This window comes from Oxalobacter paraformigenes, from assembly GCF_000158475.2.
Classification (GTDB): Bacteria; Pseudomonadota; Gammaproteobacteria; order Burkholderiales; family Burkholderiaceae_D; genus Oxalobacter; species Oxalobacter paraformigenes.
Genome location: NZ_KI392031.1, coordinates 246512 through 269210, shown reverse-complemented (window position 1 = coordinate 269210; position 22699 = coordinate 246512). Strand labels below are relative to the sequence as shown.

General features: G+C 53.2%; 20 protein-coding genes and 1 tRNA gene. 7 read left to right on the top strand and 14 right to left on the bottom strand.

What is annotated here, in order from left to right; all coding sequences use genetic code 11:
• Window positions 1-59: 59 nt before the first annotated feature.
• On the top strand, window positions 60-1091 hold the full coding sequence (locus OFAG_RS04605) for a CobW family GTP-binding protein (RefSeq protein ID WP_005877585.1): 1032 nt from the start codon (window positions 60-62) through the stop codon (window positions 1089-1091).
• A 168-nt stretch (window positions 1092-1259) separates the two neighbouring features.
• Complete coding sequence (gene dksA, locus OFAG_RS04600; protein ID WP_005877588.1) at window positions 1260-1703, top strand: RNA polymerase-binding protein DksA; 444 nt, start codon at window positions 1260-1262, stop codon at window positions 1701-1703.
• Between the two features lie 105 nt (window positions 1704-1808).
• Here the strand turns inward: dksA and OFAG_RS04595 are convergent, their stop codons facing one another.
• From OFAG_RS04595 to OFAG_RS04570, 6 genes are all read right to left on the bottom strand, one after another.
• Window positions 1809-2813: a septal ring lytic transglycosylase RlpA family protein gene (locus OFAG_RS04595; RefSeq protein WP_005877590.1), complete on the bottom strand. Its 1005-nt coding sequence runs from the start codon at window positions 2811-2813 to the stop codon at window positions 1809-1811.
• A gap of 191 nt (window positions 2814-3004) precedes the next feature.
• Window positions 3005-4117, bottom strand: coding sequence for a rod shape-determining protein RodA (gene rodA, locus OFAG_RS04590; protein WP_005877592.1), 1113 nt, complete (start codon window positions 4115-4117; stop codon window positions 3005-3007).
• Window positions 4118-4124: 7 nt separating this feature from the next.
• A complete protein-coding gene (gene mrdA, locus OFAG_RS04585; RefSeq protein WP_005877594.1) occupies window positions 4125-6095 on the bottom strand; it encodes a penicillin-binding protein 2 in 1971 nt (656 codons plus the stop codon).
• An 85-nt stretch (window positions 6096-6180) separates the two neighbouring features.
• Window positions 6181-6705, bottom strand: coding sequence for a rod shape-determining protein MreD (gene mreD, locus OFAG_RS04580; RefSeq protein WP_005877595.1), 525 nt, complete (start codon window positions 6703-6705; stop codon window positions 6181-6183).
• Window positions 6706-6708: 3 nt separating this feature from the next.
• Entirely contained in the window at window positions 6709-7626 is a 918-nt protein-coding gene (mreC, locus tag OFAG_RS04575) for a rod shape-determining protein MreC (RefSeq protein WP_005877597.1), read from the bottom strand.
• An 85-nt stretch (window positions 7627-7711) separates the two neighbouring features.
• Window positions 7712-8755: a rod shape-determining protein gene (locus OFAG_RS04570; protein WP_005877599.1), complete on the bottom strand. Its 1044-nt coding sequence runs from the start codon at window positions 8753-8755 to the stop codon at window positions 7712-7714.
• A gap of 190 nt (window positions 8756-8945) precedes the next feature.
• Between OFAG_RS04570 and gatC the strand changes: the two genes are divergently transcribed.
• The 3 genes from gatC to gatB are packed head-to-tail and all read left to right on the top strand — an operon-like array spanning window position 8946 to window position 12306.
• Window positions 8946-9248, top strand: coding sequence for an Asp-tRNA(Asn)/Glu-tRNA(Gln) amidotransferase subunit GatC (gene gatC, locus OFAG_RS04565; RefSeq protein WP_005877602.1), 303 nt, complete (start codon window positions 8946-8948; stop codon window positions 9246-9248).
• 54 nt (window positions 9249-9302) lie between these two features.
• The gene (gatA, locus tag OFAG_RS04560; RefSeq protein WP_005877604.1) at window positions 9303-10754 is read left to right on the top strand and encodes an Asp-tRNA(Asn)/Glu-tRNA(Gln) amidotransferase subunit GatA; all 1452 of its coding nucleotides are present in this window, start codon (window positions 9303-9305) and stop codon (window positions 10752-10754) included.
• A gap of 46 nt (window positions 10755-10800) precedes the next feature.
• Window positions 10801-12306, top strand: coding sequence for an Asp-tRNA(Asn)/Glu-tRNA(Gln) amidotransferase subunit GatB (gene gatB / locus OFAG_RS04555; RefSeq protein ID WP_390621830.1), 1506 nt, complete (start codon window positions 10801-10803; stop codon window positions 12304-12306).
• A gap of 60 nt (window positions 12307-12366) precedes the next feature.
• Here gatB and OFAG_RS04550 read toward each other — a convergent pair whose 3' ends face one another.
• The 4 genes from OFAG_RS04550 to OFAG_RS13680 all read right to left on the bottom strand — a co-directional run bounded on the left by OFAG_RS04550 (window position 12367) and on the right by OFAG_RS13680 (window position 17728).
• Entirely contained in the window at window positions 12367-15576 is a 3210-nt protein-coding gene (locus OFAG_RS04550; RefSeq protein ID WP_020994859.1) for an EAL domain-containing protein, read from the bottom strand.
• Between the two features lie 447 nt (window positions 15577-16023).
• On the bottom strand, window positions 16024-16473 hold the full coding sequence (locus OFAG_RS04540; RefSeq protein WP_231371667.1) for a DUF192 domain-containing protein: 450 nt from the start codon (window positions 16471-16473) through the stop codon (window positions 16024-16026).
• Between the two features lie 92 nt (window positions 16474-16565).
• On the bottom strand, window positions 16566-16814 hold the full coding sequence (locus OFAG_RS04535) for a hypothetical protein (RefSeq protein WP_005877614.1): 249 nt from the start codon (window positions 16812-16814) through the stop codon (window positions 16566-16568).
• A 761-nt stretch (window positions 16815-17575) separates the two neighbouring features.
• Entirely contained in the window at window positions 17576-17728 is a 153-nt protein-coding gene (locus tag OFAG_RS13680) for a hypothetical protein (protein ID WP_155979182.1), read from the bottom strand.
• Window positions 17729-17956: 228 nt separating this feature from the next.
• Here OFAG_RS13680 and OFAG_RS13675 point away from each other — a divergent pair, with 228 nt between their 5' ends.
• Window positions 17957-18196, top strand: coding sequence for a hypothetical protein (locus tag OFAG_RS13675; protein WP_155979181.1), 240 nt, complete (start codon window positions 17957-17959; stop codon window positions 18194-18196).
• Between the two features lie 119 nt (window positions 18197-18315).
• Here the strand turns inward: OFAG_RS13675 and OFAG_RS04520 are convergent, their stop codons facing one another.
• Entirely contained in the window at window positions 18316-19419 is a 1104-nt protein-coding gene (locus tag OFAG_RS04520; protein ID WP_020994856.1) for an alkene reductase, read from the bottom strand.
• Window positions 19420-19618: 199 nt separating this feature from the next.
• Between OFAG_RS04520 and OFAG_RS04515 the strand changes: the two genes are divergently transcribed.
• Window positions 19619-20260, top strand: coding sequence for an alpha/beta hydrolase (locus OFAG_RS04515; protein WP_231371666.1), 642 nt, complete (start codon window positions 19619-19621; stop codon window positions 20258-20260).
• An 83-nt stretch (window positions 20261-20343) separates the two neighbouring features.
• On the opposite strand, the gene OFAG_RS04510 is transcribed toward OFAG_RS04515, so the two are convergent.
• From OFAG_RS04510 to OFAG_RS04490, 3 genes are all read right to left on the bottom strand, one after another.
• The gene (locus tag OFAG_RS04510) at window positions 20344-20676 is read right to left on the bottom strand and encodes a hypothetical protein (protein WP_005877621.1); all 333 of its coding nucleotides are present in this window, start codon (window positions 20674-20676) and stop codon (window positions 20344-20346) included.
• A gap of 825 nt (window positions 20677-21501) precedes the next feature.
• Window positions 21502-22065: an SOS response-associated peptidase gene (locus tag OFAG_RS04500; protein WP_020994854.1), complete on the bottom strand. Its 564-nt coding sequence runs from the start codon at window positions 22063-22065 to the stop codon at window positions 21502-21504.
• 542 nt (window positions 22066-22607) lie between these two features.
• Window positions 22608-22684, bottom strand: a tRNA-Ile gene (locus OFAG_RS04490).
• Between the last annotated feature and the right edge of the window lie 15 nt (window positions 22685-22699).

The window sequence follows — 22699 nt, the reverse complement described above, 5'->3', positions numbered from 1 at the left end:
TGTCCGGCCCCTGAACATCCGTAAACATAACCCTTTCAACCACTACATCACGACGTGCCATGTCACTGATACCTGTCACCATCATCACCGGCTTTCTCGGCGCCGGAAAAACCACGCTGTTAAACCGGATTCTCAAAGACAACCATCACAAACAGCGCATTGCCGTCATCGAAAACGAGTTCGGCGAAGAAAACATCGACAGCAATATTCTTGTCCAGGACGACGCGGAACAAATCGTTGAAATGAGCAACGGCTGCATCTGCTGCACGATCCGCAGCGATCTCGTCACGGCGCTGACCAGACTGGCCGACAAGCGGCGAAACGGTGACATCAACTTCGATCGCGTCGTGATCGAGACCACCGGTCTGGCCGATCCCGGTCCGGTCGCCCAGACTTTCTTTCTGGAAGATGCCGTTGCCAAAGATTTCATGATCGACGGCATCGTCACGCTGATGGACGCCGTGTTCGCCATGCAACAGCTCGACGAATACGAACAGGCGCGCCAGCAAGTCGGATACGCCGACCGGCTCCTGATTTCGAAAACCGATCTCGTCAGTGCTGAAGAGGTCGAGCTTCTGATCGCCCGGCTTCGCCGCATCAATCCCCATGCCTCAATCCACACGGTCGATTTCGGCCGTGTTCCGGTTGCCGAAGTCCTTGACTTGCGCGGCTTCAATCTCAGCTCGAAAGTCGAGGTCGACATGGACGATCACACACATCGCCATGATCACGATCACCCCCCTCATCACGACCATGAATGCGGGCCAGACTGCGCCTGTTCCCATCATCTGGACGACATCAATTCCTTCGTTTTCCATAGCGAAAAGCCGTTCGATCCGGACAGGTTAAACGATTTCTTCGACCGGATGATTACGCTTTACGGCCCGCAAATGCTGCGTTACAAGGGCGTCCTTTACATGAAAGGCGCCGACCGGAAAGTGGTCTTTCAGGGCGTGCAGCAATTGATGGGAACGGACGTGGTGGAAAAATGGGAGGAAAAACACGCTCCGGAAAGCAAATTGGTTTTTATTGGAAAAAACCTGCCCAGGACAATTTTTATGGAAGGACTCCATGCTAGTCTTGCGGATTGAACAAAAAACAAAAACCCTTTTTTCCGTTTTATTAACACGAGCTTTTGACAGAAGTCATTCAGTCGATTAAATTTTATTGCCGGGTGTTTCAATCCATAGTGCAATACATGCCGCAATAAATTGCCGGTTATGACAAATTGATATATTGAGGCAAAGGAAACAAGACAAGTGAATACCAAGACCAAAAAACCGACATCCGCAACACCGCTTTTGACCGAGGAAGAAATCCTGAAAATGAGCGAGGACGATTACATGAATCCCGCCCAGCTGGCCTTTTTCAGGGATCGCCTGCAAAAAATGGAACAGGATCTCATCCGGAATGCGGGCCAGACAACGGAAAACCTTCGCGAAACGACCCTGGTTCCCGATCCCGCAGACCGCGCGACCATCGAGGAAGAACACGCCCTCGAACTGAGAACCCGCGACCGCGAGCGCAAGCTGCTGAAAAAAGTGAAACAGTCGCTGGCCAGCATCGATTCGGGGGACTATGGCTGGTGTGTCGAAACAGGTGAGCCGATCGGTATTGCCAGACTGCTTGCGCGTCCGACAGCGACCCTTTCCCTTGAAGCACAACAGCGGCGCGAACTGAAACAGAAGCTCTACGGTGACTGAAATGGGGACGAAAACAAAAAAGGCAGGCGCGCAATACCTGCCTTTTTCATTTTTTCCGCCCTTCTCCCGCGCAAAACGGTAGCCGCCCTTCCCGCCAAACTCTCTTTACCGGCGGACGACAAAAGAATTCGTCCCCATGCTCCTCATTTCCTGCACCGCCTGCGTCGCTTCGGCCAGCGTATTGAAAGGCCCGGCAAACAGCTTGTAAAAATTCCCCGACTGCACGACTTCCAGTGACGGCAGTTTATGCGCCCAGTCCAGAGAAAATTTCGCCTGATAAGACTGGGCATTGCTGGCCTCCTGATAGGCGCCCAGCTGAAGATAATAAGCCGGGCCGCCAGATGCCGTTTTCGTGCCCCTTGCATCCGGCTGGCTCACGTTCGCTGCCGGCGGTGCCGCTTTTGTCCGGTCACCGCCCTCGCTGGCGGCGGCAATGACCACCGGCTGCGGGCCAATCGGCGAAGAAGCGTCTTTCTTCGCCAGATTGATCCGTTCGATTTCATCAGGCAACAGCAACTCGACTTCCACCTGCCCGCTGCCCTTTTCCAGATAACCCAGCTTGTAGGCCGCCGTATAGGACAGATCGATCAGGCGGTTGGACAGGAAAGGCCCGCGGTCATTGACCCGGACGATAACCTGCTTTCCGGTTTCCAGACTCGTCACGCGCGCATAACTCGGAATGGGCAAGGTGGGATGAGCCGCCGTCATCTTGAACATGTCGTAAGGTTCGCCGGATGAGGTTTTCTGCCCGTGGAATTTCTTGCCGTACCAGCTGCCGATCCCTCTTTTCCTGTATTCGCTCATCTGCGTCATGGGAACATAGCTCTGGCCGAACACGACATACGGTTTGTTGGGACCGCGAGCCAGCTTTTCCACCCTGGGTTCGGCATCGGGCACATCAAGAAGATTGTCCGGCACCTCATCCATCGGGCCGTCGTCCAGATAATAGCCGCCGCCCTTTTTCGTTTTGACCTTGCCCGTTTTCGCAGAAGCGGTTTTCCCCGGCAAATCAGGCGTTGTACCGCAACCGGACAATATCAGGGCGCAAGCCGATGCCAGCATCGCCGTCAAAACCAGCCATTTGCGATTTTTTCCAGACACCCTCTTCACCCTGCCCGACGCTGAAAACCGTTTTGAAATCGCCTGCTTTCAAAACAGTTTGAAAAAGAAAAAATGTGCGATAAAAGCGCATCAACCGCTTAAAGTATAACCCAACTTGCCGTTTTCTTTCATCCGGCAAGGCCGGCAAACAGCGGAACGCGTGTCGGAAGAAGGCAACGCGACGGGAAATGCCGGCCTGTTCAGGTCTGCACCAGCTTGCGATGCCGCTGGATACTCATCAAAATGCCGGTGCCGAGTCCCAGCGTCACCATCGCCGTCCCGCCATAACTCATGAACGGCAGGGGCACGCCGACAACCGGCAAAATGCCGCTGACCATGCCCATATTGACGAAGGCATACATGAAAAACATCATGGTAATAGCCCCGGCAAGCAGTCTGGCGAAAACGGTCGAGGCATTCATCGCAATCATCAGCCCGCGCGCGATCAAAAGCAGATACAGAATGATCAGAACGATATTGCCGATCAGTCCGAACTCCTCGGAAAAAACCGCAAAAATAAAGTCGGTTGTCCGCTCTGGAATAAAATGCAGATAAGCCTGCGTTCCCTGTAACCATCCCTTGCCCGTTATCCCGCCCGATCCGATAGCGATAACCGACTGGATAATATGAAATCCCTTGCCGAGCGGATCGGACGAAGGGTCGATCAGCATCATGACCCGGTGCCTCTGATAATCGTGCAGCAAGGTCCAGACAATCGGCAGACTGGCAGCACCGGCAACAAACATGGCGATAATGACTTTCCAGGCCAGGCCGGCCAGAAAAATGACGTAAAAGCCGGTCGCCGCCACCAGAAGAGCCGTCCCCAGATCGGGCTGTTTCATAATCAGCCCGGCCGGTATCGCCAGAATTCCCATGGCGATCAGATACTCTTTCCAGCCGATATGGCCTTCCCGTTTCTGGAAAAACCAGGCCAGCATCAGCGGCAGGGCAATTTTCATGATTTCGGAAGGCTGAATGACGATCCCGATATTCAGCCAGCGCCGCGCTCCTTTCTTGATCAGCCCGAACATGGCGACAGCCAGAAGCAAAGCGATACCGAAGGTATAAATCGGCACGGCAAAACGCATCAGCGTCTGTGGAGGAACACTGGCCGCAATCCACATAATGGCGAAACCGATCAGAATATTTCGCAACTGGTCTTCAACCCGCCCCGGGAAATCAATACCTGCCGAATACAGGGTAACAATGCCTACCGACATGATCAGGAAAACGATCAGCGCCAGCGGCCCGTCAAAAACGGCCAGCCAGCTTTTCAGTTTGTTGCGAATCACGTCCTGATAAGGAGTATCCATAGGTATATCACTCTTGTTCCGTATTTTCTTCTTCGGGCAACGCCGGCGTCATTATCGGCTGCAACACGTCATCCGGTTCTTCGGGATAATCCTCCGGCTGTTCCGGAACCGCATGGCCCGTTACCTCTGTCGCCGGTCTCTTGCCCAAAAAGAAATAATCCATGGCTTTTTTCGCAATGGGCGCCGCAGCGGACGCGCCGAACCCGGCGTTTTCGACAATCAGCGCAATCACGATTTTCGGATTGTCCACCGGAGCGAACGCCGTATAAAGGGCATGATCCCGTTTGTGCTCCGCCAGAGCGGCCGCATTGTATTTCTCGTTTTTGCCGATGCCAATTACCTGTGCCGTTCCCGTCTTGCCGCCGGAAACATATCCCGCCCCCCCGAAAACCCGGGCAGCCGTCCCTTCCCTGGTTACCCCGACCATGGCCTTCTTGATCACGTCGATGTTTTCCTGCCTGATATCCAGTTTGACTGTCTCGGTCACGACAGGCTTTCTTTCGTGCGTAACGCCATCCTCGATTTCCTTGACCAGATGAGGCCGCGCCGCCGATCCGTTATTGACCAGCAACGCCGTGGCATACGCCAGTTGCAATGGCGTAAAGGTGTTATACCCCTGTCCGATGCCAAGCGAAATCGTTTCGCCGGGATACCACTTTTGCTGATTCGGATTCCTGTACGCTTTCCGCTTCCATTCCATCGAAGGCAAAATGCCCTTTCTTTCATGAGCGAGATCGATACCGGTCAGTTCACCGAAACCGAACTGTTTCATGTAATCGTGCATGGTATCGACCCCCATTTCCGCAGCGAGGATATAGTAATACGTATCGCACGACTGGACGATGGATTTATACATATCCACCAGGCCATGGCCACCCGCCTTGTCGTCCCGGAAACGGTGATTGCCGTAAACAAAATAACCCGGATCGCTGATGGCCGCCTGCGGTGTCCGGTATCCCAGTTCGAGCGCCGCCAGCGCCATGAACGGCTTGTAGGTCGAACCCGGAGGGTAAGCGCCGCGAATCGGCCGGTTGATCAGCGGCCGGTTGATCGACGTATTCAGCTCATCCCAGCTTTGCTGGTCGATCCCGTCCACAAACAGATTGGGATCAAAAGTCGGTTTGGAAACATAGGCGAGAATCTCTCCTGTTGCCGGATCCATGGCGATCAGGGCGCCGCGCCGTTTGCCAAATGCCTCTTCCACCACCTTCTGGAGCTCGATATCAATCGAGAGCACCAGATTGTTGCCCGGAACAGTCGAGTGTGTGGAAAGAGTGCGAACGGCCCGTCCACTTGCCGACACTTCCATTTCCTCATACCCGGTTACGCCATGCAGCACCCGCTCGTAACTCTTCTCGATCCCTTCCTTTCCGTAGTGGGTCGTCCCCTGATAATTGGTGTCTTCCTCTTCCGGCAAACGGTCGATATCCTTCTGGCTGATGCGCCCGATATAGCCGATCGCATGGGCGGCGACTTCACCCAGCGGATATTGCCGGAACATGCGCGCCTGCACTTCCACGCCGGGAAAACCGTAACGCCGGACCGTAAAACGCGCGACCTCTTCATCGGTCAGCTTGGACTTCAGGACAATGCTTTCAAAACGCTTCGTTTCTTCCATTCGTCTTTTGAAACGTTTACGTTCGTAAGGCGTGATTTCAATAAACCGGGCCAGTTCGTCAATCACCTCATTTATTTTTCCGTCAATCTTGGCAGGCGTGATTTCAAGGGTATAAGCGGAATAATTGTTGGCCAGCACCACGCCGTTACGATCGGTAATGATCCCCCGTGAAGGCATCGTCGGCACGATCGAGATCCGGTTCTCTTCGGCCTGGGCCACATAATTGCTGTGCCTGACGACCTGTAGCCAGACAAAACGCAAAAGCAGCAGAAAAAAACAGACCAGCACGAAAACGGCCAGAGCCATAATCCGCTTCCGGAAATTCCGGAGATCCCTGCCGGTATCGTTCAGATTCGCCATAATGTCTGCACGCCAAAACCGCTATTGCCGCCAGACAGGAGCGGCCATCCATTCCACAAGCGGACAACTGGAATCCCTGCCCGTATCATAAGGAACGATCCACATCCGTATCGACTGACTGGCGCTGGGGCGCCAGCAGAATCATCGTGACGACCGGCCACAACAAGGTGCCGACACAACTGTCTATCAGATAAAACCAGCTGGCGGTGCGATGACTGACGATAAACTGCACCAGCATCTGGACCAGCCGGGAAGACAAGAGCAAAAAAAGGATATACCAGCCCTGCTTTTTCAGCGGAAACCAGAGCACCCGCCGGTGCAGGGTAATCGCGAAATAACTCAGAAGGGTATAAGCCAGCGCGTTTTCCCCCAGGAGGGTCGCGTCATTGACGTCCATCAACAGGCCCATGCAGAAAGCAATGCCGATACCGACGCGACGCGGCTGATGAATCCCCCAGAAAACGAGCACAAGCGCTACAAAATCGGGTACGCCGACCCAGTGTCCCCAGGGCTGGAGATTCAGCAGAAACGCCACGAAGAGACTCAGCGCGATAAAAACGGGGCTGACCGGAAGCAAAATGCGTTCAGGGGTCTGTTTTATTCCACTCATGACTTATTTCCCCGCTTCATTCTGTTTGGGTGCAGCCCGCTTGCGGGCACCGGCCGCTCTTTCTCCGGAAACCGGCCGCGGTATCACCGTGGTGTCGGACAACAGGATGAGCACCTGCCGGTTCCGGTTGATACCGGCTACCGGCTCGCAAATGATGTGATCGAACGACCCGCTGGAACTGTCGCGTATTTTCGCGACCTTGCCGACCGCCAGACCCGCCGGATACACCCCGTCTATTCCGGAAGTCACCAGTATGTCGTCAGCCTGAATATCGGCATTCGCCATCATGAAACGCAGTTCGAGATAACCGGACTGGCCTCTTCCGTAAGCCACACTGCGCTCACCGCTCCGGACATTCAAAACAGGAATGGCCTGATCCTTGTCCGTCAAAAGCGTCACCTCGCAGGTAGTGAGATACACCTCGGTAACCTGTCCGATCACGCCTTTTTCGTCAATGACCGGCTGGCCGGGAAGCACCCCGTTTTTCGAGCCCTTGTTCAATATGACCTTGCGAACGAACGTGTTTCGGGCATCGTACAGAATTTCGGCCGGGACCGATGGGACACTGACGCGCTTGCTCATGCCCAGCAACTCGCGCAAATGGCCGTTTTCGTTTTCAAGAAACTGCGCCCGCTGAAGCAATTGGGCATCCTGCATTTCCTTCTGCCGCATCTGGCTGACTTCTTCATGCAGCGTACCGGCAGACGTCAGATACTCGCTTGCGGCTTCAAAAAGATCGCGCGGCACCATGGCAGCCCGTTGAACCGGATAAATCGCCATGCCGATGACGTGACGTACCCGGCCAAGCACCTGCAAACGGGAATCGATGAAAAGCAGCGCAATGGCAGCCAGGACAAACACAACGACTTTTACCCGCGCGGGCGTTCCCTGTTTGAAAAGAGGTGGTGGTCCGTATTGCATCAAAAAACTTACCGGATACAAAAAACGAAATCGCGCCGGCGACGTCGTCAATGAAAACAGGCACGTCGCACGTGCCTGTTTTCATTCATTCATAAGAAAAAACCGTTTCGAACTCGTCGATTCTCTCGAGCGCGATGCCGCATCCGCGGACGACACAGGTCAGCGGGTCTTCCGCAATCAGAACCGGCAAACCCGTTTCTTCCATCAGCAGACGGTCGATATCGTTTAACAGCGCGCCTCCACCGGTCAGCATCATGCCCTTTTCGGCAATGTCGGCTCCCAGTTCGGGGGGAATCTGTTCCAGCGCATTCTTGACGGCGGAAACGATATTGTTCAACGGATCGGTCAAGGCTTCGAGAATTTCATTACTCGAAATGGTGAACGCGCGCGGAATGCCTTCTGAAAGATTGCGTCCCTTCACTTCCATTTCCTTGATCTCGGTACCCGGAAAGGCGGAACCGATGTTTTTCTTGATCGCCTCAGCTGTCTGTTCGCCGATCAGCATGCCGTAATTGCGGCGGATGTAATTGACGATCGCTTCATCGAAACGGTCACCGCCAACCCGGACCGATCCCTTATAGACCATACCGCCCAGCGAAATGATGCCGACTTCGGTCGTGCCGCCGCCGATATCGACGACCATGGAGCCGGTCGCTTCGGAAATCGGCAGGCCCGCGCCCAGTGCCGCCGCCATCGGTTCCTCGATCAGATAAACCTTGGAAGCGCCTGCCCCGAGTGCGGATTCACGGATGGCGCGGCGTTCGACCTGCGTGGAACCGCAGGGAACGCAAATGATGATACGCGGAGAAGGACGGAAGAATTTGGAATTGTGGACCATGCGGATGAACTGTTTCAGCATCTGTTCGGTCACGGTGAAGTCCGCAATCACGCCATCCTTCATCGGTCTGATCGCTTCGATGTTGCCCGGCACCTTGCCTAACATCTGCTTGGCTTCCTTGCCGACCGCCTGAATGCTTTTTTTGGCGCCTGAATGCCCGTCATGACGAATGGCGACGACAGAGGGTTCATCCAGAATGATGCCAGCGTTTCTGACATAGATCAGCGTATTGGCCGTACCCAGGTCAATGGCCAGATCGTTCGAAAAATAACCGCGTAAAAATCCAAACATGAACAGTCCTGATGTATAAAAAAATCCGTACCGGAAAAACGGTTGAGTCCGCAAAAACAGGCAAACTGCAATCTTGATGTGCAGACATGCAATAACCGCACATTCTACCTTATAATTCAAAGGATATAGCTGATGTTCAGCATTCAAATGCATTTCATTCCGAAATTTTTTTTGTAACAATCGAGCCATTATGCCTCTTGAACTCTCCGATGTGGAACGCATCGCCCAGCTCGCCCAGCTGGAAATTTCCGACGCGCAAGTCCGGAAAACCGCCGAACAGTTGAACAATATCCTGGCCATGGTCGAACAGTTGCGATCAATCGACACCACCGGCATCGAACCGCTTGCCCATCCGATTTCGGCTTTCAAAGACGATGTGGCCTTAAGGCTGAGAGACGATGTGGTGACGGAGGAAAATCACCGTGCCGAATATCAGGCCCCGGCACCTGCCGTCGAAAACGGACTTTATCTTGTTCCCAAGGTCATCGAATAAGGGACGGCTATTCCCGTTCGCCCAAAACCCGGATTTTTAGACGTTATCAAACCCATGCATACCAAAACCCTATCGGAACTGTCTGCGCTTTTGCAGACAAAACAGATTTCCGCAACCGAGCTGGCCCGACTGTTTCTGAAACGGATCGGCGACAGCGAACTCAATGCCTTTTTGCACGTCGATGAAACGCTGACCCTGAAACAGGCTGCCGCCGCTGACGAACGGCTCGCCAAAAACGAGGCGCATCCCTTAACAGGCGTTCCCATTGCCCACAAGGATATTTTCGTCACGAAAGACTGGCGCTCGACTGCAGGATCGAAAATACTGGCCAATTACACGAGTCCGTTCAACGCCACCGTCGTGCAGAAATTGCAGGATGCCGGCATGGTTCACCTCGGCAAGCTGAACTGCGACGAATTCGCCATGGGGTCGTCCAATGAAAATTCATACTTTGGCCCCGTCAGAAATCCCTGGGATCCGGATGCCGTACCCGGCGGCTCGTCCGGTGGTTCCGCTGCCGCGGTGGCGGCACGCCTGACTCCGGCTGCCACCGCGACCGATACCGGCGGCTCGATCCGCCAGCCCGCCGCTTTTTGCGGCGTGACCGGCATCAAGCCGACTTACGGCCTGGTTTCCCGTTACGGCATGATCGCTTACGCCTCATCGCTGGACCAGGGCGGGCCGATTGCCAAAACCGCCGAGGACTGCGCCCTGCTGTTGAACGAAATGACCGGCTTTGACCCGAAGGATTCAACCAGTCTCGAAAAAAGTCCCGAAGACTATACCGGCTGTCTGAACCGGCCTCTGGAAGGATTGCGCATCGGCATCCCGCGCGAATACTTCAGTGACGGGCTTTCCCCGGAAGTCGAACAGCCCATTCGGAACGCCCTGAAAGAATACGAAAAACTGGGCGCGAAACTGGTCGATATTTCCCTGAAAAACACCGCCCTGTGCATCCCGGCCTATTACGTCATCGCTCCGGCGGAAGCCTCGTCCAATCTCAGCCGTTTCGATGGCGTCCGTTACGGCTTCCGCGCGGAAAACTATACCGATCTTCAGGACATGTATCGCAAAACCCGTTCGGAAGGCTTCGGCGACGAAGTCCAGCGCCGCATCCTTGTCGGCACCTATGTACTGAGCCACGGCTATTACGACGCCTATTACATCCAGGCCCAGAAAATCCGGCGCCTGATCGCGGAAGACTATAAAAACGCCTTCCGGGAATGCGAGGTGATCATGGGGCCGGTCTCTCCGACTGTCGCCTGGAATCTCGGCGACAAGGCGGACGATCCCGTTGCCAACTATCTCGGCGATATTTTCACGCTTTCGACCAATCTGGCCGGTTTGCCGGGCATGTCCATCCCCTGCGGTTTCGGACAGGGCAACCATGCCAGCCGCCCGGTCGGCCTGCAACTGACGGGCAATTACTTCGATGAAACCCGGCTTTTGAATATCGCCCATCAGTATCAGCAAGTCACGGACTGGCACCTCAAAGCGCCGGCCTGATGCCGTATCAAGGATGTGGCCGGTTTTCCGGCCTGCAACAGAAAATATTTTCGGCGGTTTTTCCGTCACCCAAACCAAAGGAAACACTATGCAGTGGGAAGTAGTCATCGGTCTTGAAACACATGCACAACTTTCAACCGTATCCAAAATCTTCAGCGGCGCCTCGACGAGCTTCGGCGCCGAACCCAACACACAGGCCTGTCCGGTCGATCTGGCCCTGCCAGGGGTATTGCCGGTCATGAACCGGGGCGCGGTTGAAAAAGCCATCCAGTTCGGTCTGGCTACCGGCGCGCAGGTCGCCCCCGTATCGGTTTTCGCCCGGAAAAACTATTTTTATCCCGATCTGCCGAAAGGCTACCAGATCAGCCAGTTCGAAAAACCGGTTGTGCTGGGCGGTAAAATCGACTGCATTGTCGAACAAAAAGGCAGGGAAAGCTACATCAAGACCGTCAATCTGACACGCGCCCATCTGGAAGAAGACGCGGGCAAATCCCTGCATGAGGAATTCGCCGACATGACGGGCATCGACCTGAACCGCGCCGGTACCCCGCTTCTCGAAATCGTGACCGAACCGGACATGCGCAGCGCCGCCGAGGCAGTCGCCTATGCGAAAGCCCTGCATTCGCTGGTTACCTGGCTGGGCATTTCCGATGGGAACATGCAGGAAGGTTCTTTCCGTTGCGACGCCAACGTTTCAGTCAGGCCGGCCGGATCGACCGTATTGGGCACCCGGTGCGAAGTCAAGAACCTGAATTCCTTCCGCAATCTGGAAGACGCGATCAACTATGAAGTCGAGCGCCAGATCGAGCTGATCGAAAGCGGCGGACAGGTCGTTCAGGCAACGCGCCTTTACGATCCCGACAAACGGGAAACGCGCGAAATGCGTACCAAGGAAGATTCCGATGATTACCGCTACTTCCCCGACCCCGACCTTCCGCCTCTCGTCATCTCTTCCGAATGGATCGAACGGGTCAGAAGCGGCATGCCGGAATTGCCGGACGCCATGCGCCGGCGTTTCATTAGCGATTACGGCTTGCCGGAATACGACGCTACCGTTTTGACCCAGTCCAAGGCGATGGCCGCCTATTACGAAAAACTGGTTTCCCTGACCGGCAAACCACTGGCCAAACAAAACGCCAACTGGCTGATGGGCGACGTTTCTTCCGCGCTGAACCGGGAAGGCATCAGTATGGCCGACGTTCCCGTCATGCCGGAACAACTGGCGCTTTTGATGAAACGGATTGCCGACAACACCATTTCCAACAAGATCGCCAAGGAAATTTTCGGTGTTCTGTGGGAAACGCATCCGGCCGAAGCGGACGCCGTCGATAACATTATCGACGCCAGGGGATTGAAACAAATCTCGGATACGGGAGCCATCGAAAAAATCATCGATGAAGTGCTTGCCAATAACGCCCGGTCCGTAGAGGAATTCCGCGCCGGCAGGGACAAGGCGTTCAATTCACTCGTCGGACAGGTCATGAAAGCGACGCGCGGCAAAGCCAATCCCGTCCAGGTCAACGAACTGCTTCGCAAAAAGCTGGCCGGCTGATCCTGCCCCCATCTGAACAGGCCTGCCATGCAGGCCTTTTTCATTTACTCCGCCTGGACATCAGGACACTTCCTGCCTGTTCTTTTCCAGAAGATTTTCAAATTCCGCCGCGGCAAGCGGTTCGGAAAAAAGATAACCCTGTCCGTAATCGCAGCCCGCACCGGCAAGCAGCCATCTTTGTCGCTCGTTCTGGACGCCTTCGGCAATCACTTTCATATCCAGCTTGTGCGCCATGACGATCATGGCCTCGCACAAGGCCATATCTTTCGGTTCATTTTCGATGTTTTTGACAAAAGCCTGATCGATTTTCAGATAATCGATCTCGAATTTTTTAAGATAGGAAAGAGACGAATACCCGGTACCGAAATCGTCCAGTGCGATTTCCATACCATGCCGGTGAAATTCCGTCAGTTGCGCAATAACCTGCCAGTTCGAAACCAGCAAGACACCTTCGGTAATCTCCATGACGATACTGCTGCCCGGCGCCTTCAGCCTGGCAAGCTCGTCAAACCAGTCAGAATAATCGGTCTTGCTCTGGAACAGGGCCGGTGAAATATTGAAACTGATCTGGAAACCGGGATAATACCTTTCGCGCCAGCGTCCGACTTCCCGCGCCACTTCCCGGAACGCCCAGTCCGAAATCGTCAGGATCAGTCCCGTTTCTTCCGCAATGGAAATGAATTCTGCCGGACTGACAATGCCGCGCAACGGATGATGCCAGCGTATCAGCGCTTCCGCCTTGTGTATCTTTCCGGTTCCCAGCTCGACAATAGGCTGATACAGCATTTCGAACTGATGCTCTTCAACAGCGATCCGCATATCGTTTGCCAGCCTGATGCGGTTCTGCGCTGCCGCCTGCATGGAAGCGGTAAAATAACTCATCCGGTTGCGTCCCGCCTGTTTGGCGGCATACAGGGCCTGATCGGCATTTTTCTGAAGCGTTTCGATTCCGGTTCCATCGTCAGGATAAACCGTCATGCCAATGCTGGCGCTCAGGTAAGCGATTTCTCCATCCAGACGGTAAGGCTGTGCCAGCGAACGCAACATGCATTGCGTAACGGTTTCCGCTATCCTCAAATCGGACAATTCCGTCAAAATGACGGCGAATTCGTCACCGCCCAGACGGGAAACCGTATCGATTTCGCGAACACATTCATTCAGGCGTCCGGCCACATCGACCAAAAGCAGGTCACCCATATCGTGTCCCAGCGTATCGTTGACATCCTTGAAATTATCCAGATCCAGAAAAAGCAGCGCCAGCTTCTTGCCGGACTGATTGACCTTGACGATTTCCTGCTGCAAGCGGTCAAGCAACATCCGGCGATTCGGCAAACCGGTCAGAAAATCGAAATTGGCCTGTCGCCAGATCATGTCTTCCGCTTCTTTCTTTTCGGTGAAGTCGTTGGACAATTCCACATAATAGCGAACGGAACCGTCCTCGTTATAAACGACATTGATCGTCAGCCATGCCAGATAGACTTCGCCGTTTTTTTTCCGGTTCCACAATTCGCCCCGCCAGAATCCCTTTTTGCCCAATGCATCCCACATTGCCTTGTAAAACGCCTTGTCCTGCCGGCCGGAACTCAAAATTTTTGGGTCCTTTCCCATGATTTCCGCCGGGGTATAGCCGGTAATCCGTTCAAAAGCGGGATTGACAGCCAGAATCTCGTTTTTGGCATTAGTAATCAGAATGGCTTCGCTGGAATTTTTATAGACCAGTGCCGCCAGTTGCAGTTTTTCCTCGTCTTCTTTCCGGCGGGTAATGTCTCTTGCAATCCCCAGCACACCGATCAAACGCCCGTCCGGCGTTTTGACGGGCGCCTTGATAACATCGAAAAAAACGCGTTTCCCGGTCTGGACATTCGTCACCCATTGTTCCATGACTTCCGGCTTTCCTTCTTCGATAATCCGGCTGCCTTCCGGACGAAGCATGTCTGCCTGCCGGTCTGTGGGCAGACCGGCGTCGGTTTTGCCGATAATCCGGTTTTCCTCCAGATCGAAAAAGTTTTCGAACGCCCGATTACAAGTCAGATAGACTCCCGCTGTATTTTTCAGCCAGATCAGATCGGGAATGTTGTCAAACACGCTTTTCAACCGGGCTTCGCTCTGGGCCAGAACGGCGTTGACCTTGTTCAGATCTTCCGTCCGCTCTTCAACCCGTTTTTCCAGATTAAGCAGCAACTGGTTTCTCATTTCCTGCAAACGAACCATAAACAGGATACCCAGAAAGAACAGAGCCAGAAGCGCCAGCGATATGGCGACCACCTTGGTTCCCCAATAAAGCAGATCGGCGTTATAAGCGCTCAGAGGCAGAAGCGTAACGACTTTCCATTTGTACGAACTGACATCCTGCGCTCCCTGTCCTCCCGAAAAAATCTCGCTGCTGCCCGTACTGGTTTTCGTCCCGGCCATGAGCGGGGTAAGCGTGTTGAAAGACCATAAACCGTCACGTGTGACAAACTGGCCTTCTTCCGCATTCCTGATGCGTTCCCATGCCTGCGGATACCGGGCCGCCATGCTCAGGTCATGGTTGTCGAACATGAATCCGAATTCATCCGCATTCGAAGGCCCTCTCAGCCAGTAACCGTTCCGGTTGACGAGCCAGGCGGCATTGCCCCGCATGCTGGTCAACTGTTCGAAGCGTTTGAGCATGGAAGCGGCATAATAATTCAAAAGCAAAATGCCTTTCTTCTGTCCCTTGCTGTTGAAAACAGGCATGCCGAAACGGATGGTCGGAACAAACGGTCTTTCAATCCGGTCGTTTTCAATGTTCAGGTCAAGCGGGGAAACGTACATCTCCCCTTCCTCAAGCGCATTGGTATCCTCGAAAAAATAGCGTTCCCTTCTGTCCTGCAAACGGTTTTCAGGAACGACAAAGGCTTTTTTATCCGCATAATTGACGCGCAGCCGTTCGATCCCCCGTTCGTCTATCCAGCGTATTTTCTGATAGACCTGCTTGGCCTCGGCAAAGCCTATCCAGTCTGTGGCGACATTGTCTATATTGCTTCTGTCGGGCAGATCCAGCATGTTCTTGAAATCGGTATTGGAATACAAAACCCGCACATCCTGCATAACATACTCAAGACTCCGGTTGATCGACACCACACCGACCAGCACCGTTTCATGTTCCATTTTGCGGTTCTGTTCATGGATGAAACGCAACTGCGAAAGGTAATACAAATAGCCGCCGCCACAAATCAGCAGGGCAACAGGGAGAAAAAGCAGAATCAGTCGCAAGACAGGAGGGAACTTTTTGCCTGGCTTGCCCAATTTTTTTTTCCGGATCCAGTTTCATCTTCAGGACACCTACGTAAAAACCAGGCTATAAAATGACCGCAATGCCGTTCTGCAGACATCGTCCGGGCACTGAAAAGTCCAAAGGACGTATATTGGACACTATAAGCTGCGTTCTGTGCCTTTATTCTGACAAAACCGGAATCCGGCATTTGTATTTACAGGGAACCCGTCAGATGTGGCAGCCAGGATTTCCCGGAAAGAAACATTAACCTTTTTCCAACGTTTGCAATCCATTATTCCCTCAAACATCAGTCGGGTCTTGACGCCAGTCAACAAAAGACCTGAACGGGAAAGCGGTTCGGCTGCAAAAAACGGCAAGCGAAAAGCGACATACGCCAGCAGACCGGAAGCGGCCAGACTGGCTTGCCGGGAAAAAAGACAGACAGAAGGGAAACCCCTCAGGCCGGGAACAAAAACGGACTATTCCGGCAACCCGCCTATCCGGCTCCCGGATTTCACCCCGTTCCTGTCGAACCATGTCGCATTCATTTCCAAGGCATAACGGATCCATCCCGCGCTACAGTGCGACTCGGTAGTAAACGGCTCCATTTCCTCAATGTTCACAATGGTTCCCTTGCCGTCAATGAAAGCGACAGAAAGGGGAATCGCGGTATTTTTCATCCACATGCACGATCGTGCGGGCCTGTCGAATACAAAAAGCATGCCGCTGTTTTCCGGCAGAAATTTCCGGTACATCAATCCGCGTTCGCGTTCTGCCTCTGTAGCGGCCACTTCGGCATGAATAATCTGCTTGCCCGCCTTCAGACGGACTGTTTTGAAACGGCCCTCATCCGAAGCGGCGCCGAAGCTCTTCGATAAAGGGCATGCCATCAACAAAAAAGCGAAAACAACACAAACTGATCTGGGCACGGCTTTTCTCCATTTCAGAAAACTCGATTCTAACCTGAACGGCATAAAAAAAGCGGGACGAATCCCGCTTTTTCACAGCCCGGCGAAACCGGTTACTTGGCCGGTTTTACAGCTGGCGCCGGAGCAACCGTTTTTTCTTCAACCTTGACTTCCTTCTTTACTTCTTTTTTGGCTTTTTTGGCTTTTTTCGCTTTTTTGGCAGGAGCGGCTTTTTCAGCTACCGGTGCCGGAGCCGCTTTTTCAGCGACAGGAGCGGCTTTTTGAGCAGGCGCGGCAGGAGCCGCAGCGAAAGCGGCAGAAGCGAACAGACCGGAAACCAGGATAGCAACTAATTTTTTCATTTTCAAAATCCTTAAAGGTAGTGTAGAAAACGTTCAATCCGATTGGATTAGAACCATTAACGCGCCAGTTTCCAGGACGGTTGACAGCTTCCTGAAATATTTTTGTTGAGTCTTGGGCGCTGCCTGTAAAGCAGAAATATCTCACCGAAAACCCTCCCTTTAGCCGGACGCGCAAACTTCCCAGCACTAAAATCCGCCGAAACGGGCAGATTTCCCGCCATCGGCCCACCGCACTCCCCCGAGCCAGTCAGTACGTATGCCGACATGCCGGAAAACGGGCCAGAACCCTGCCCGCAGGCCAACCGCCCATCTGCCACATCCGTCCACAGTAAACGTCCTCGCGAACCTCCCGATACTGTTTCTCGTTCTCTTCTCCCGTTTTCCCAAACCGGACCATCCATACATTGCCCTGCCCGCCGCATCCATAACCGGGAAGACCGTAAAGCAGGCGAAGTCCAGCCCGGTGGCAAATGGCCAACGGGCACGTTTCCACTGACCGGTTTCCGGGCACATGCCCTGGCCGGCAGTCGGCCCTACCGCCCGCTTCTCCGCATTTCAGGGCGGCCGGTTCAAAATCGCCCATGCAACAGCCTTGCCGCCAAAACAAGCAAGCGTTTCCGTCACCTTTTTCAGCCTGCGCCACAATCCGGGAAAATGGTACCGGTATAACGCGTTTCCCTGCATCCGGTACCGGACCAGCCCGGAAGAAAGCCGACAGACCGGCTCCGGAAACAGCTACCTATAACCGTGAGCCTTGCCGCCTACCAGAACGCCATATCCGGTATCACCAGTCCATTATGAGCGAACGGGTTTTCTCCAATCGCGCCATCGTAACCTGCGCCCCGCCATGTCAGGATGAACGCAAAGTCCGCCCCAAACCGGATTCGCGCCCAATGCCGTTCGTAATGCGGCATTAAATGCGCGGGCAGGGACAACCTGTTTCAGCCTGCGAGCGGGAAGGGGAGCGCCCGTATTGAAACCGGAATCCGCCTGTGACCTGATTCATCAGTACCGATATCGACCGGAATCCCTGCCTTTAAGAGAGAATATCAGGCGATACCCATTTTCCCATCCATTATTTCACGCATGAAAAAAGGCAGGCTTCATGCCTGCCTTTTTTACAAAAGCCGGAAAATTATTTCTTGGCAGGCGCTTTTTCAGCTGGAGCGGCCTTATCAGCAGCGGGTGCCATTTTGTCAGCGGCAGGCGCCATTTTGTCAGCTTTTACAGGAGCAACCGGTGCTTTTTCAGCAGCGGGAGCAGCAGCAAAAGCGGCAGAAGCGAACAAACCGGAGATCAGGATAGCGATAATTTTCTTCATTTGTCATTTCCTTTATGTGATTTTTAAAACAATAGTAATCCGACTGGATCACGACTATTAACGGACACTTCTCCATAAAGGTTGACCCGGTTGACCGGCTAAAATGTAACAGTTGTAACAATCTTCATTTATCTTGCCGTCTATTGTTCGCAATCGCACGCTTCTTTCAACATCCTGTTTTCAGGTTTTCGACAGTGCCGGATAATCCGTGTACCCCTTGCTTCCTGCCGTGTAAAAAGTTGAACGATCGGGCACATTGTACGGGCCACCCTGCCGGATGCGTTCGACCAGATCCGGATTGGCGATATACAAACGTCCGAAACCGATCGCATCGGCCAGTCCGCTATTTACGGCCTCTTCCGCTTTTTCCGGCGTATATTCGCCCGCATAAATCAGAACGCCGGAAAAAGCCTCCCGGATCTTCTTCTTGAACGTTTCCGTCAATGAAATGCCGCCGACCCAGCTCGGTTCCGCAATACTCAAGTAAGCAATGCCGCGTTTGCTGAATTCATCAGCCAGATACAGGGCCATCTGTTCCGGTTCGGCATCGGCAATGCCATTGATGTTGAAATAAGGCGAAAGCCTGACGCCCAGTTTCTCCTTATCGACGACTTCCAGCATGGCGTCAAGCACTTCCAGCGTCAGTCTGGCCCGGTTGACCAGCGGCCCACCGTACTTGTCCGTGCGCCGGTTGGTATTGGTTGCCTGAAACTGCTGAAGCAAATAACCGTTTGCGGCGTGCTCCTCGACAAAATCGAAACCGGCCCTGACAGCCCGGGCGGCTGAATCCCGATACTGTCCGACAATTTTTCCGATTTCCTCTATGGATAACGCGCGCGGCTTGTCGCAGGGTACAAAGGCATGCGTTCCATTGTCCAAAACGATATTGCATTTGGAGCCTTCTGCCGCAATAGCCGATGGAGCGACGGGAGCACCGCCCTTTTCCTGAAAATAGGCATGCGACATGCGCCCCACATGCCACAGCTGCGCGGACATTTTTCCGCCTTTGGCATGGACGGCATCGACCACTTTTTTCCATCCCGCTTCCTGCGCGTCGGTATAAAGGCCCGCAGAACCGGCATAACCCTGCCCGGAACGCGATATCTGTGTCGCTTCGGAAATAATCAGTCCGGCAGAAGCCCGTTGCGCATAATATTCGGCATTCAGCTCTGTCGGCACATTGTCCGGTTCCGCTGTCCGGCAACGGGTCAGCGGCGCCATCACAACGCGATTGGCCAGTTTGACATCGCCTGTCTTCAAAGGCGTCAACAATTTCAGTTCCATTACCCTCTCCTTTCCTTTCATGCCTGCCCGGAAAATGAAAAAGACCGTCTGCATTGGCCCGGAAAAAACGTCCCCGTCTCATCCGTGTTTCAACGGTCTGCATCGACAACCGTCAACGTTCCAGTTTCACCCTAGCATATATTCGGACTGTCCGGTTTCGTTTCCATCACAAGATTTTCACGATTTGGCGGAAAAACCATTGAGACAAGACGAAAAATCCGTTTATAAACGCTTGTCTGCCAAACAAAACAGAAAATTATTCATCTATCTGCCAAGAATCCGTTCATTCAGCATACAATCCTTGCTGAATACCTCGCTGACCATTCAGGAACACTATCAATTCATGAAACCATTGATTCATTTTATCCATGGCAAAGAAAGCGGCCCCTGGGGCACGAAAATCCGTTATCTGGCCGACATCGCCCGGCGAATGGGCTACGATGTGGAAAGCCTGGATTATTCCTTCACTTTCGATCCCGAAGTCCGCGTACAACTGCTCGAAGAATCCTGTCAAAAACGGCCGGCGCAATTTTTCGTCGGGTCAAGCATGGGCGGCTGGGTTGCCATGACAGCCAGCGCATCCATTCCTGTCAGGGGACTTTTCCTGCTCGCTCCCGCTATCGACATCCCCGGTTACCCGCCCTATCGGCTCGGATGCGCAGGAGACGCTATCGAAATCGTGCATGGCTGGCAGGACAGTCTGATTCCGGTTGAAAACGTCATCCGTTTCAGCCGCGACAAAGCATGCACCCTTTACCTCGTGAATGACGAACACCGGCTGAAAAACCGCCTGGTCCAGGTCGGCGACTGTCTGGAATCCTTCCTGAAAAGACTGGGATAAAAACAGACTGCGCCGGGCCATCAAAAAACGGGAGTATTGAAACTCCCGTTTCTTCCACATTGCCGCAACCGGCTGACCTTCCCTCAGATTTTCGGTTTCTTGTTCTGCAAAGCCATTCCTTTATTGTCTTCCGTCGGAATGGGACGGGTTGTCAGATAAAAAAGCATGGCGACCGTTATGGAAAAGATCACCCATAAAGCAACGACCGCTGCCGTTGACGGCGTATTCATTTCCGGCGGGGGAAAGGTAACAAAACAGGCGTAGAGGAAAAACTGCGCGGGAAACATGCCCAACAGAAATCCCAGCAAATGCGCTACCATCTTGCGCGACCCCTTGCGTATATTGTAGGCATATAAACGATGCCAGCCCCACGCAAAAATCAGGGCAGAGGCAATCAAGATCAAAATGGTAGTCATATTGTCAATCCTCCGGTTTTAACCAAACAAAACTGAAAAAAACAGGCTGCCACCCGGCGCCGTTTACCTTCCGATCCTTGAAAAAAATTTTCACCTCCCTCTGTAAAAAGCCACCTTCCTTCCGTCCTTTTTATATAACCCATCTTGAAAAGCTTCGCAACCGAAAGCGCCTGAAAAATCCGTATTTTCGGTCAATCGCCTAAAAAGGCCAATGACTTTGCCAAAACTTTCCGTCCGCGACACCGCCTCTGGAAAGAGCGGAAAATCCAAAAGAATTCATCCTCTGGCGCTTTGCGCGACATCAATCCGGTTTTCCGTTTTACAGAAAACGCTTCAGAAACCGGGACGCTTTCTGCATAAACGCATTATTTTTTCAAACAAGCCATCCGCTTTCCGGAACATCCTTTCAGGCGGCAAGCCAAAAGCAAACGATCCAGCCCCGTCCGGAAACCAACAGGATGAATTAACCGGCCAGAGGCAGGGCAACTTTACGATATCGCCATTTCGACAGACCGGATTATGTCCGGTTCATCCGGAAAATTCTCTATAAACCGGCACTGAATCTGTCATTCCCGGCAAAATCAGCCAACCTCTCTTCACGGCCGACCGCATTTCCGGCGAGAGACGCCACAGCTTTCATTCAACGCCGGTCGCACTTGCCACTATCCAGCCCGCTTTCTCCGCTCCTTTCCGCTCCCGTTTTCTTCACAAAAAAGACCTTCTCCACCGGGAAGCCATCGTGTCTTTTCCGGTTTTTTCTGTTTTCCGGTTTTCGGGCGTCATTCGAACGCTACATGAAAAAGAGACATTCCGGAAAAACGACCATCAGCCAACACGCTGCGCATCGAGTTCCGGCGGAACGCGGGTAAGATACTCGTCAAGACGGTTTCCCTCAAGCCAGTCCATGCATTCGTTTTCATGCAGAACGACCGGCATTCTGTCGTGATAGGCTGACATGCCGTCATTTGCGTCGGTCGTCAGAATAGTAAACCGTGGCTCGCCGCTGAAAACACGGTAAAAACCGGCAAGCCAGGTAAGCGACTGGCCCGGCTCGTTAAAACGATAGCGAACCTTTTTTCCCATCCCCGGCTCCGCCTTCCATTCGTAAAACCCGGTAGTAGGCACTACAACGCGATTATGAAGCAGGGCTTTACGAAAGAACGCTTTCCTTAAGGCCGTTTCTGCCCTGGCATTGAACACGACTCCCTTCCGGTTGAATTGCGGGAATCCCCACGCCATGCCTTCAGGTGCCAGTTGGCCATTCGATTCGATCAGAACAAGCGCCCGGTCGGAAGGAAAGACTTCTCCGGTCTTGATTTTAAAATCATGCCATTCAACAATCCGTTTTATCCCTGGCAAACGCGGATCAAGATCGAATCGTCCACACATGTTTTTCTCCTTTTCGATTTGGAAAAAAGAAAAGCAGACAAGTTCAAATCCGGCATCGAAAACCGGCCGGGTTCTTGCCGTGCCTGCCAAACACCTTACCTTTCCACCAGCCAATACCGCTTTTGCCGCAGACCGGCTTCTGCCTGGCTTCCCGACATAAGTGACGCAGTTTCCCGGCTACCGGAAGAAAAACAAAATCCGGATTTCCGCCTACAACAAGAATCCTCTTAAAAAGCAGAGCGAAACGGCCGGTTTTTTATCGCTGGAATCTTTCGCCACCTTTCCGGGTATTCATGTGAAATTTGCCCGGATTGTTTTTCTTCAGCCAATCGGGCTATTCTGTTTCTCAAACTGAACAGCGGGATTTTCTTCCTGCATTTCGGCAAATCGCCAATCCCGTTCTGGCATTGGGCTGTCACCATTACACGCAAAATTGCCATTCAAAAACCGCTCAAATTCCAGTCCAAGCAGACAGCGTCTGATAGTGTTTTGGAAAACAAACAAAAAAAGGTTACGTTTTTTACGTAACCTTCTGATTTTATTGGTGGGCCCACCAGGACTTGAACCTGGGACCAAAGGATTATGAGTCCTCTGCTCTAACCAACTGAGCTATAGGCCCGTCCGGAAACCGCAA